The following is an 11528-nucleotide window of genomic DNA, read 5'->3' as shown; positions in this document are numbered from 1 at the left end:
AACCGTGATTAGAGTGATTAAAATAAGGTAGAACCTTCACCTTGCTTTCTTGAAATTAAAAGCTGTGATAACCATTTGCATCCTATAAGTTGAATCAGTTAGATAATAAATAGAAATTAAAAAAAACCAGTACAAAGGTACTGGTTTTCGGGGGAAATAATATTTACAGTGTAAATGACCTACGCCGATTCTAACTGTGTGTATTTTTCAGTAATAAAGCCTTGATAACCACTTACGAATAAATCAGATAACCGTTCTAACTGTGTTTCTGTTTCAACGCGAGTTGCAATAGCCTTAATATCTAAACTATGTGCGGTTCGACATATGGAAGATAATACATTTGATTTTGTTTGGTCATTTAATTGATAAGTATATGCGTAGTCGATCTTGACGTAATCAGGATTAATTTCTTTTAAGTAATTTAATGATTGAAAATGACGTCCATAGTTATCTATTCCCACGCCAAAGTGGTAGCGTTTTATAATACTGCACAACAGGCTTGTCGCATCAGTGTTTCTGATACAACTGATTTCTTGTAATTCAAAAAATAGTCGAGAGGCTATCTGCGTATTATTACTCAATAGTTTATCTAACCAGCGAGTAAAACTCGGATCGCCAATACTGCTGTTAGTGATGTTTATTGCAAATGGACCTATTGTTCTATCGGCATTAAGTCGGTTAACTATGGTTACGATGACATGTCGATCAAACCAACTGCCGATCTTCAAATCTTCTATAGCACCTAAAAACTGACCAGCTGAATAAAAGTTCTTATCTTTTTGTATCGCGGTGAAAACCTCATAATGGTAAACACTTTTATTTTCTAATGTTGCAGGCTGAAATTTATATTGAAATAAATCTTCATTTATCGCTTGCTCCAGTAATTGTTTCCACTGTTGTTTTCCTAAGCTGTTATGGCTATTAGGATCTTTTATTAAAGCAATGGATTTATGAGGAGTAAGCTTTGCTTGTGTTAATGCGTTATCTAATTGGGTTAATAATTGGCTTGGCGTAATTTGCGCTTCGTTATAAACCAATCCAATATCTGTGGTTGATGGGCTAACTAAATTTGAATTATTAACGATATCATCAAATATTTTAAGCACCATTTTTCCAAGCAATTCTAACTTTTCAGAAGATAGGTTAGGAATAAGAATGGCGAATTCATCACGAGATAAGCGTGCTATCGTGGTGTAATTATAATTAATGACATCATTCAAACGTGCTGCGATTTGCTTTATCAGTTTATCACCCGCTTGATAGCCTTCCTGCTCATAATAATCACTGATTAGCGTTGTTTGGATTAGTGCTAATCCACCTTTATGTGATTCATCCAACCAAGAGCTAATTTGATGGATAAAGAAACTTCGATTGCCTAAACCAGAGATAGGATCAAGATAAGCTTGTTCTCGCAGTTTTACGGCTTCGTTTGCTTGACTCTTAAAGTTGACATCTAATTGATAACTAAGCTTATTAAAAGCTCTTACTATTGTTTTAATATCTGATTCATCAGGCAATGCTAAAGGTGCTTGATTGAGATTATCTATGTTATACGCACGGTTGGTTAGCGTGCGTAACGATGTGAAATGCTTTTTACTAATAAAGTAAATCGCGCAGCCACCAAGAAGCATGAGTAATAAATGTGAAATAAGGGTGTTACTAAATAACTGCCAATATTTTGTATATGCCCAGCGGGATGACGCGCTCAGGGCTAGGATACCGACATCAAAATTGTCATTATTTATTATTCTTTTTTCAATATGTTCTGGGATCTTAATTAAAGATTGAAACCATTGTGGAACATTAGTGATATCACGGTTATTATCTATTCGTATCAAAGGTGTTGAATCGGCAAGTAACAACGATGCGTGGTTATATTGTTGTGCAGGAAATAAATAATTTAGCGTATCAACAAGTTGTTCTTCTTGCTGTCGTGAAATTATTAAACTGTCAATAATTGATAATTTATCCGGTAATGTAGTAAGCGCACGATTTATATCTTCATGAGCTGTCGCTATATGCTGATCACTAATTACATGATAGCCAGTATACAACTGCGTACCTGCAGAAATGCCAAGTATAGAACACATGAGTGTTGTAATACTTATTATTTGTCGTTTAAAGAGTGTCATAGTCTGAGCACCAAAGTAGAGTACTAGCCCAACATAAACAGTAAAAGAGAGATATCTTATGCTGACTAAATCATTGATTTTGTATTAGTCTAATTTATCAAAAGTCGCATCTTGCAACTGTACTCTTTGTTATTTATTGTTGAAATTCGATAGATGTGTCTATTTGTTTTTGCAAACAAGACTAATATTCATAAGAAAATAGTGTTTGCTTCCAAAAGGAAGTCACAATATTGTAGAGAATAAATTATTTATACTTTATGGAGATAAAGATGGAGTTGTCCGATATTCGCAGGGAGTATGCCAAAGGAGGTCTACGACGAGATGATTTACCGAGTGATCCACTCGTCTTATTTGAACGATGGTTAAAGCAAGCAGTAGAAGCACAGTTACCTGATCCCACTGCAATGACGGTTGCTACCGTCGATGCTTCTGGACAACCTTTTCAACGTATTGTTTTACTAAAACACTTTGATGAGCATGGCTTTGTATTTTATACCAACCTTGGTAGTCGTAAAGCTCAGCAACTAGCCATTAATAATAAAATCAGCTTGCATTTCCCATGGCATATGTTGGAAAGACAAGTACATATTACCGGACATGTTGAAGCGTTATCAAAGCGTGAAGTGCTAAGCTATTTTTCTTCTCGTCCAAAAGAAAGCCAAGTTGCAGCATGGGCGAGTAAACAAAGCCAACGCTTAACAGCAAGACAAGCATTGGAAGGGAAATATTTTGAATTGAAACAAAAATTTCTAGCAGGAGAGGTACCTGTACCTACCTTTTGGGGAGGCTTTCGCGTTAAATTCAATTCGATTGAATTTTGGCAAGGTGGCGAACATCGTTTACATGATCGTTTTTTATATCACGATAATAATGAAGAATGGACAATTGATCGATTAGCACCATAACAATAAAGAGCAGATAACTACTCTTTTATTGTATGGAGTATTTAATCTTTTAAAACAATAGACAACTGTGTTTTCAACATACTTTCTGGAATGTTTGAACCATAACCTAATTCTAATGCCAAATCTAAAAGCTCACCTTTAGAATTGGCATTAAACTTCTCTCGTAAGCGCAAAACATAATTCTCAATTGTTTTGACAGAAACACCTAATGTATTCGCGATATATTGCGGTTTCTTCCCATGCAATAGAAGAAATAATACTTCAGATTCTCGAGTATTTAATCCAATGTCTTCCTTTTTGATGTTGATTCTTAACATAGAAGAATTTTTTTGCTGTTGAGTTATCCCTATAGCACGGCACAACCAATGTCCAACTTCTAATACAGCTGTGTCTGTTAACTCAATACCTGAAAAAATAGTCCCTATTACTTGATTATTATGATCACGCCATGGTGTTTTAGTAAAAAGGTGAGCGCGCCACTTACCATCATGATAAGGATGAATATCAAGCACACGAATTGTTCTCTCTGTTTCTATTACAATTTGATCTTGTTCAACATATTTATCTGCGTAATCTGTCGATGTTATAGGCATTTGATAATCCGTTTTACCTATACAATCTAAATGATTATCAAATCCAACCATTCTTCCATACTCAGGATTTACATAAACAAATGTTGAATTGATATCTTTGCAACCCCAGCAGCCAGGTAACTGATCAAAAATTTCGGGTGAAAATGAGGCGTTTTTATTATTCATATATTGCCTAAAAATACAGTCAGCGAAAACATTCTAGTCACTTTATCGTATTTGTAAATATATAGGTAATAAGATGCTTATATATTAGACAAAAATATAAAAAAAGCCGGCCAATATGGCCGGCAAAACAAGAATTGGCTCTAGGAGCATAATTCTGTACGACGTGTAGAAGAGATAATCAGAAAAACGAAGTGAGGTACATTATCGTTTTCGCTGATTTATCCTTTTGGATAATGCTCGTTTTCTAGGTGAAATCACCTTAAATAACGAACAAGCATAACTATAACTAAGCTTCTATTAACAAAATAGGGGGGAAATCACCTATTGACAAAATTCTAACTCTCCTAACTATCTTCTAACGTTATGACACATTTAAAGCTGATGTCTCTGCCAGTTAAGTTTAAAACCAAATTTGATACGATTATCTGTCATTTTTATTTCATTTAATGCTATTTGCCAGATTGAAGATGGCAGATTTTTCGCTATCGGAAATTTTGCATAATATAACGCTAATGCTTGTTGTTCATTGCTTGAATCGATCAAATTAATCTGACCAGAAAACTGTATACCTTGAATATCACTAACGTCACTAGGTTCAGGTGCGATAGTACCTGCAATACGGTGGTTTTTTAGCATTAGGTTTCCATGACGTGTCTCTGGAGAAGTCATGATATACAGCATCATATGGTCACTATCGAAAACATAGTAGCAGTTAGCACTCCAAATATTATCGTTAAAACTAGCGCATAATGTCAGTAGATGGTGCTCGGCAATAAAGTGTTGAATATGTTTTAATTCGTTCATATCAGTGCCCCTATTGTTTTATTTCGTTAATGATTACCCTACCTGCTTGATAAGAACAATATACACAACAGATTCTTTCATACCATAGATGAATTAACTCTTTGTTTTTATAACGGAACGATGATCATGTGAGCTGAATTAACGGTCAGTGTCAAATGGACTGGAAAGATGATCAAGGATGATCCTGTGAGTAAATCAGACAAAAATAAAGGAAATCAGCGACTTTTTAATACCTATTTTATGAATATGAATTAAGTGAGCGTCGAGAGGTATGGAAGCATGATCATGGAATATTCCGACATGGAACACTTGTAATTCCCGCGATCTTAAGTCAAGAAAGAATAAATTCAGACAAGGACCTATTAGGTGATCCGTGGAGGTAAAGCCTGACGTGCTCCTAAGATTATTCTTTTGTCTTTAAAGGGCGTGCTCGTAGGTGGTGAGTCAGGTTTAGTGGTGTATAGAGTAATAAAATAATTGAATAGTCGTTTAAATCGCAATATTGGCAATGAAAATACTGGAACAATGATCAAGGTCTAATGGTTATAGACAGTGACTTTAGTTTATTGTGTCTTAGCCGATAATCACTCCTATGCGTCCGCGACTTGAGTTAGTGATTATGTTTGATGTTACTTGGCTGTTTATTATTCCTATTATCGTTTTAGGCTGGTTAATTTCACGTTACTTTGCTACCAGAAATATGCAGCAGCAAGAAAAGCAGCAGCAAATACTGAAAGACATTAAATATAAACAAGTATTAGAGAAGGCCAAAAAGGCGGAACGAGAAGAAAAAATTTTTAAAGCCAGTACAGGGCATATACCGAGTCAATTATCTTTAGCAAAAGAATGTGAGGTGACGAATCCTGTTGCGGCAATTGAGTGGTACGAAAAAGCGGCAGCGCAAGATAATGAAATGGCGCAATATGCTTTGGCACGTTTGTATCGTCGAGATCCCTTGGATCAACAAGCAATGCTAAAAGCCAATTACTGGCAAGCGTTTATTGATGTAAAGCAAAAATCACCTGAATCACTGTTTCATTTTGGCTTGTTACTGATCCAAGGCAAAGGGGTAGAGGCTGATCCTACTTTGGGTATCGATTATATTCAGCAAGCAGCAACTGAAGAGTTTCTTCCTGCTGCACTGTTTCTTTCTGATTGGTATGTTGCTGAAGAAACCGATCATTACTTACCTCAACAAGCCTTTTATTGGCGGATACAAGCGGCGAAACACAATGATCTTGATGGATTAATGAAAACAGCATTTTGTTATAAAGTTGGATTGGGGGTTGAAAAGGATGTGGATCGTGTCAAATACTGGTTAGAGCGCGCAGCGGAACATGATCATCCAGAAGCACAATATCTTGCAGGTAAAATGTATTTAGGCGCATGTGCAAATAATGCCGCGATTGCTTATATTTGGTTTTCAATGGCATATGCTGGCGGTTATAAAAAAGCAAGAGTAGCAAGAGATGAAGCCGCGCCTCTCATTGGTATTGAATCGATCCTCAATGTTCAAAATATTGCGAAGGAAATCTATAAAATTCTAAAGAAACAGCCTGTTACTCCTCATTCGATTATTACTTTATTAGATAATTGCTATGGCCGAAAAGGGTATCGTCCAACCCTTGCTGATATTGAATCATTGGGCGAGACTCACGATGACATGAGTGATGATCATGAAACATCAATAAAAGAAGAGATAGCAATATCGATGACAGACGCTAACGCGATAGAAACGGATAATTCAAACGAAAAGCCAGCAATGAAAGTGGATGATTGGACGACATCATGGGGATCATCGTCAGATATGATGCTTCAAACAACATCGATAACTAGCGATGAAACAAAGAAGTAAAACGAAAACAGCTCAACCACTGTTGAGCTGTTTTTATTTAATATTATGATTCAGAGGACTAATATACTTTCGGGTGTTTATGGTGGTGTTTTTTACAAGAGCCATTATAAAAGGATTTCAAGCTACATTGCGTACCTTGTTTATTAAAGTGGCACTTATTACCAATAGCAGTCCCTTTGTGTTTTACACAATAGTTCACCCATTTTTGTTTCTTGTCTTGTGCATGCTGTGAACATTTACCTTCTTTGTAAGCCCACTCATCACACATTTGACCGCTAGGTAGGCGGCAGTAACCTTGGCCATCAACAATAACGGATTGACCACCATGGTGTTCACAATAGATAGAAGCAGGATTTCCGTGCGGACCGCCAGCACAAGCGGCCGTTGAAATTAATAGTCCAATCAGTAATAAAAACTTTTTCATGTTAATTTTCTCTTTTTAATAATGACTGAAATTAGTACAAAATTGGTTTGTCAGCAGCGGGTTTACACTCACCGCGTAGATATTCCCATCCATCACATTGGCTACCGTTCTTGAAATGACAGACGCCAGCTTGGCTACCATCTTCATTCGTTGTGATTTGATAATTGCCACCATGTTCAACACAGTATGTTGCTGCTGGATTTGCCATGTTTGCAGTTGGTTGAGTAGGTAGTGTTTTACAACCAACCAATGAGGCTGAAGCAATAAGAGAAAGTAGCAATAATGTCTTTTTCATAATCTAATCCTTATGTAAACGATGGCTTCGTTTTATATCCATTCACGTGATGAATGATTTGAGCGTATTGTGCATTTAAAACACTGTTCGAATGTCAGCGAAATGACAAAAAATAACTCTCAGTAAGGTTGCCGGTTATTTAATGGTGACGGATAGTAAATGCTTCATTGACGATAAATATATATGATTAATGGCTAATGTACGGTTATAAGGAAAGGGGAAATAAGAGGAAAAGCTTGAAGATAAAAAATACAGCTTAACATTTGCTAAGCTGCATTGTTTAAAAGTGATTAATCAGGGGGAAGAGATTAATTACTTAGTAAACGCGATTACCTTTTTTACGGTTACATTTGTGATTGTAGAAGTCTTCTAGATCACATGTTGTATTCCATTTAGCAAATTTACATACATCACCGGTTGCAAATCCACCTTTTTTAACACAGTGGTCGACTAATTTTTGTTTATGCGTTTTACCTGAAGGTTTACATTGGCCTTTCATAAAGGCGTATTCTTCACATGAGCTACCGTCGTTAAAGACACAGTAACCTTTTTCACCATCGCCACCCATTGGAGTACGAATTTCAACATGACCACCATGTTGTACACAGAAATCGGATGCTGGATTACCAAACGCAAAAACAGAGCCTGAAAGCAGTAAACCAACAACAAGTAGTAATTTTTTCATCATTAACCTTCCGATATTAATAATAGAGCAATTGGACAATCAATTAGTGTGTTGAACAACCGTCCATGTCTAAGCATTGACCGCCATGATCAACACAATACGTTGCTGCAGGGTTTGCCATGTTTGCATTGGATCGAATAGGTAATGATTTACAGCCAACGAATGATGTTGCAGTAAGTAGAGAAAGTAAGAGTACTTTCTTTTCAAAATCTAATCCTTGTTAAACAATAGCCTCGTTTAATCGCGAGTATTCAGCAACTGAATGTGTTTTATTCATTGTTAATTAAAAACATCGTTCAAATGTCAGGGGAATGAAAGGGTCTGGTTATCTGGCTGTGAAAAAAGTATGTGAATTAAAATGAATTTGTTAATTATCAGTAGGTTATTAGAGCAAGGAGGAAGGTGAATCTTGCTCTAATAAAATCATTAGGCGTATTTATTAATAAATGTTGTCAATATATCAAGGGCGCTGTTATCCCCTCGTTGTTCTGCCAGCAAATAATCATAAATCGCATTTTCATGATCAGCGACTAACGTAAATAAATAGCGATGCTCTGTGGCTTCATCAGCCTGTTGTTGGTAGCGCTGCTGATAGGGAGCAACCCATGGCACCATGGTATCGACTAACTCTTGCCAAGGTAATGCAAGCCATTTATTAGCATCGGCAAGACCTTTATTCTCCATATCTTGATCGTAATCAGGGCAAGGGTGTCCTAACGTTTCCAGTCCATCCTTTAAACATTGCGCCGTGAGTTCCTCAACCTTTATTAATGTTTGCCATTTGTTGTTATGGCTATCGTCACTATACTTTTCAGCAAAGGTCTTAAAAAAAACAATGCCATAAAGTTCACCTAAATAAGCGTTATAGAGTTGAGCAATCATTGTGGTTATATCCAAAAAGGTTAATACAACATTAATAATACGCTTTTTACACCAATAAACACAAAGAAGGTTTGATATGGAATCCTCTATTTTTCCCTCTTGGTTAGGAGGGTATGAAATTAACCGTTATATCACTAATCCTAATATTAAAGTTGGAGATTACAGTTATTATTCTGGCTACTACCATCAGCACCATTTTGAAGATCAATGTGTTCATTATCTACTGGGTGATAAATCCACGATTGAAGCTTGGCAGTCAGGTATTTTTGGTGATGTTGATCAATTAATTATTGGCCGTTATTGCTCTATTGCCACAGGAGTCGTGTTTATGTTGTCGGGTAATCAAGGACACCGACATGATTGGATCTCGACATTCCCATTTGATTTCCAAGAATTTGGCGATGGCGTCAAAACCGGGATCCAACGAGCGGGCGATACGGTTGTTGGTAACGATGTTTGGTTCGGGGCTGAATGCGTTATTTTACCTGGCGTAAAAATAGCTGATGGTGCCGTGATTGGTACTCGTGCCGTTGTAACAAAAGATGTTGAACCCTATTCTGTTATGGTGGGTAACCCATCGCGATGTGTTAAAAAACGATTTACAGAGCAACAGATCGCTTTATTGCTAGAGATGCAGTGGTGGAACTGGCCAAAATCTGCATTAAAAGCAGCAATGCCGTTGATGTGTAGTACGCAGGTCGATGAACTCTATCAATATTATTTAGATAACATAAAATAATATTGTAAGTTTAAAACTTTTTTTAGTTACTTTATAAAAGCATTCCTTTTTTGATGTGCTTCCTTTCTATATATGCCTTTTTGTTATTAGTTTCAGTCTAGTTTGAAAAAATTACATTGATTTACAATTATTCAATGCTGAAAATGTGTATTTTATGGTTAACTCTACGGTAAATGATCAACTAAATTTGAAATTCAGATGAATTTTTATGCTTTAAAAATCGATTTTTAGTTAAAAAATTGATCTGAACCAGTAAAAATTCAATTTTTAAGTTTTTTTTAAAACAAAAGTTGAGATATTCAAATTAAATTGAGTAAGATGGTTGAGCCAGCTTGTTGACAGATACCTTTTTCGACATTTTCAGTGAGCTAGCTTCAAGGTGGATAGTGATATCCGAAATTTGCCCTTAAAAATATTGATGAGATAACCATGAGCAATTCTTTAGTTCTTGTAATCAATTCTGGTAGTTCTTCACTTAAATTTGCTTTAATTGATACTGTCAACGGTGAAGCTACGTTAAGCGGCCTTGGTGAGTGCTTCGGCCTCCCTGAAGCAGTGGTTAGCTGGAAAGTCAATGGTGAAAAGCACGAATACAAGCTTGATGGTTTAGATCATCACCATCAACAAGCGATTGATCGTATTGTCGATTTAGTCGACGAACTTGGTCTAAAAGAAAATATCGTCGCTGTGGGTCACCGTGTTGTTCAAGGTGGTAACTTATTTGATCATACTGTTAAGATTGATGAAAAAGTTATCGCTGATATTGAGTCGCTAAGCGATCTAGCACCACTACATAACCATGCACACGTTATTGGTATGCGTGCAGCAAGCAAAGCATTCCCTACATTGTCTCAGTATGCAATTTTCGATACTGCATTCCACCAAACAATGCCTGAAAAAGCATATACTTACGCAATTTCTCAAGAAGTTAGCAAAGAGTACAACATCCGTCGTTACGGCTTCCACGGCACAAGCCACTACTTTGTAACGCGTGAAGCAGCGAAAGTCGTGAATAAGCCAGTTGACGCATCAAGCTTTATTTCTGTTCACCTAGGTAACGGCGCATCAGTATGTGTGGTTAAAAACGGTGAAAGTATTGATACATCAATGGGCTTCACGCCACTTGCCGGCTTAATGATGGGGACACGCTGTGGTGATATCGACCCAAGTATACTTGAGTACTTATTAAAGAAAGGCTGGAGTAAAGAGCGCCTAGAGAAAGAACTCGTTACGAATTCTGGTTTCCTTGGTGTTTCTGGCTTTACAAGCGACTGTCGCGGCATTATTGAAGCAATGGAAGATGAAAGCCATCCTCACCACCACGGTGCTAAGCTCGCGTTTGAGCTATTTACGTACCGCGTAGCAAAATACATTGCATCATACATGGTGGCACTTGATGAGCTAGACGGCATCATTTTCACTGGTGGTATCGGCGAAAACGCAATGCCAATTCGTAGTGAAATTCTACGTTTAATGAAGATCTTTGGTTACCAAGAAGATATAGAAGGTAATGCCGCTGCACGTTTTGGCGCACAGGGTATTATCACTAAGCCAAATACACCACTAGCAATGGTTATCCCAACCAATGAAGAGTGGGTAATTGCAAAAGAATCAATGGCGCTATTGCACGCATAAGTGACAATGACGTACTAGATTTCCGAGTGGAACGGCTCGGACGATACTTTGGTTTGGAACCCCAAAGTATATGGAACGGAAAGACGGCTCTTTGCTTTTGCATCGAGCCGTTTTTTCGTTATTGGTTGTTACCAGAAGATGTCATCAATTCTCTGAAGTTATATATATCCATGAGCTAACTCATTTTTGTCGAGTAGACGACACTTGTTACCAAGTGCCGTCCCTCTAAGAACCGTACGTGCAACTTTCACTGCATACGGCTCAAGCCTCCACTAAGGCACCGATTGGCACCCAGCAACTTACAAAGCAGCGAGAGCAGGTTCATGCCAAGAGTTGCGGCATTGCTTCTTTGATTTTCTCTTTGCCAAGTATTCTTGGTATTGAGGATCAAAGGGCGTAGCGGCACTCTTGATT

Annotated in this window: 12 protein-coding genes; 4 read left to right on the top strand and 8 right to left on the bottom strand. The window is 37.2% G+C overall.

Going from position 1 to position 11528, the window contains the following annotated elements; genetic code table 11:
- Positions 1-179 precede the first annotated feature (179 nt).
- On the bottom strand, positions 180-2132 hold the full coding sequence (locus C9J45_RS17435) for an EAL domain-containing protein (RefSeq protein ID WP_233217825.1): 1953 nt from the start codon (positions 2130-2132) through the stop codon (positions 180-182).
- Between the two features lie 269 nt (positions 2133-2401).
- Here C9J45_RS17435 and pdxH point away from each other — a divergent pair, with 269 nt between their 5' ends.
- Positions 2402-3037, top strand: coding sequence for a pyridoxamine 5'-phosphate oxidase (gene pdxH / locus C9J45_RS17430; RefSeq protein WP_107208290.1), 636 nt, complete (start codon positions 2402-2404; stop codon positions 3035-3037).
- A gap of 41 nt (positions 3038-3078) precedes the next feature.
- On the opposite strand, the gene C9J45_RS17425 is transcribed toward pdxH, so the two are convergent.
- Positions 3079-3795: a PAS domain-containing protein gene (locus C9J45_RS17425; RefSeq protein ID WP_107208289.1), complete on the bottom strand. Its 717-nt coding sequence runs from the start codon at positions 3793-3795 to the stop codon at positions 3079-3081.
- A 372-nt stretch (positions 3796-4167) separates the two neighbouring features.
- Positions 4168-4599 (bottom strand): YhbP family protein, encoded by a 432-nt coding sequence (locus tag C9J45_RS17420; RefSeq protein WP_107208288.1) that lies wholly within the window; start codon positions 4597-4599, stop codon positions 4168-4170.
- A 592-nt stretch (positions 4600-5191) separates the two neighbouring features.
- Here C9J45_RS17420 and C9J45_RS17415 point away from each other — a divergent pair.
- Complete coding sequence (locus C9J45_RS17415; protein WP_107208287.1) at positions 5192-6454, top strand: tetratricopeptide repeat protein; 1263 nt, start codon at positions 5192-5194, stop codon at positions 6452-6454.
- A gap of 58 nt (positions 6455-6512) precedes the next feature.
- On the opposite strand, the gene C9J45_RS17410 is transcribed toward C9J45_RS17415, so the two are convergent.
- From C9J45_RS17410 to C9J45_RS17395, 5 genes are all read right to left on the bottom strand, one after another.
- Complete coding sequence (locus C9J45_RS17410; protein WP_107208286.1) at positions 6513-6878, bottom strand: DUF333 domain-containing protein; 366 nt, start codon at positions 6876-6878, stop codon at positions 6513-6515.
- Positions 6879-6909: 31 nt separating this feature from the next.
- Positions 6910-7173: a DUF333 domain-containing protein gene (locus tag C9J45_RS17405; RefSeq protein ID WP_107208285.1), complete on the bottom strand. Its 264-nt coding sequence runs from the start codon at positions 7171-7173 to the stop codon at positions 6910-6912.
- A gap of 316 nt (positions 7174-7489) precedes the next feature.
- Entirely contained in the window at positions 7490-7861 is a 372-nt protein-coding gene (locus C9J45_RS17400) for a DUF333 domain-containing protein (protein WP_233217824.1), read from the bottom strand.
- 66 nt (positions 7862-7927) lie between these two features.
- The gene (locus tag C9J45_RS21570; protein ID WP_158259297.1) at positions 7928-8065 is read right to left on the bottom strand and encodes a hypothetical protein; all 138 of its coding nucleotides are present in this window, start codon (positions 8063-8065) and stop codon (positions 7928-7930) included.
- Positions 8066-8284: 219 nt separating this feature from the next.
- Positions 8285-8740 (bottom strand): hypothetical protein, encoded by a 456-nt coding sequence (locus C9J45_RS17395; RefSeq protein ID WP_107208284.1) that lies wholly within the window; start codon positions 8738-8740, stop codon positions 8285-8287.
- Positions 8741-8816: 76 nt separating this feature from the next.
- On the opposite strand from C9J45_RS17395, the gene C9J45_RS17390 reads away from it, so the two are divergent.
- Positions 8817-9479: a CatB-related O-acetyltransferase gene (locus C9J45_RS17390; RefSeq protein ID WP_107208283.1), complete on the top strand. Its 663-nt coding sequence runs from the start codon at positions 8817-8819 to the stop codon at positions 9477-9479.
- 429 nt (positions 9480-9908) lie between these two features.
- A complete protein-coding gene (locus C9J45_RS17385) occupies positions 9909-11114 on the top strand; it encodes an acetate/propionate family kinase (protein ID WP_107247877.1) in 1206 nt (401 codons plus the stop codon).
- Positions 11115-11528 lie beyond the last annotated feature (414 nt).

Origin of the sequence: Photobacterium sp. GB-1 (assembly GCF_003026165.1) — a bacterium.
In the GTDB taxonomy this organism is placed as follows: Bacteria; Pseudomonadota; Gammaproteobacteria; order Enterobacterales; family Vibrionaceae; genus Photobacterium.
Note: the sequence above shows the minus strand (reverse complement) of the source record. Positions and strands in the feature narration are given on the sequence as shown.

What these genes read in the sequence shown, in the direction of transcription:
- C9J45_RS17415 (WP_107208287.1), top strand. Translation starts at nt 5,192, where the DNA reads ATGCGTCCGCGACTTGAGTTAGTGATTATGTTTGATGTTACTTGGCTG.
- pdxH (WP_107208290.1), top strand. Translation starts at nt 2,402, where the DNA reads ATGGAGTTGTCCGATATTCGCAGGGAGTATGCCAAAGGAGGTCTACGA.
- C9J45_RS17400 (WP_233217824.1), bottom strand. Translation starts at nt 7,861, where the DNA reads ATGATGAAAAAATTACTACTTGTTGTTGGTTTACTGCTTTCAGGCTCT.
- C9J45_RS17410 (WP_107208286.1), bottom strand. Translation starts at nt 6,878, where the DNA reads ATGAAAAAGTTTTTATTACTGATTGGACTATTAATTTCAACGGCCGCT.
- C9J45_RS17395 (WP_107208284.1), bottom strand. Translation starts at nt 8,740, where the DNA reads ATGATTGCTCAACTCTATAACGCTTATTTAGGTGAACTTTATGGCATT.
- C9J45_RS17405 (WP_107208285.1), bottom strand. Translation starts at nt 7,173, where the DNA reads ATGAAAAAGACATTATTGCTACTTTCTCTTATTGCTTCAGCCTCATTG.
- C9J45_RS17385 (WP_107247877.1), top strand. Translation starts at nt 9,909, where the DNA reads ATGAGCAATTCTTTAGTTCTTGTAATCAATTCTGGTAGTTCTTCACTT.
- C9J45_RS17390 (WP_107208283.1), top strand. Translation starts at nt 8,817, where the DNA reads ATGGAATCCTCTATTTTTCCCTCTTGGTTAGGAGGGTATGAAATTAAC.
- C9J45_RS17435 (WP_233217825.1), bottom strand. Translation starts at nt 2,132, where the DNA reads ATGACACTCTTTAAACGACAAATAATAAGTATTACAACACTCATGTGT.
- C9J45_RS17420 (WP_107208288.1), bottom strand. Translation starts at nt 4,599, where the DNA reads ATGAACGAATTAAAACATATTCAACACTTTATTGCCGAGCACCATCTA.
- C9J45_RS17425 (WP_107208289.1), bottom strand. Translation starts at nt 3,795, where the DNA reads ATGAATAATAAAAACGCCTCATTTTCACCCGAAATTTTTGATCAGTTA.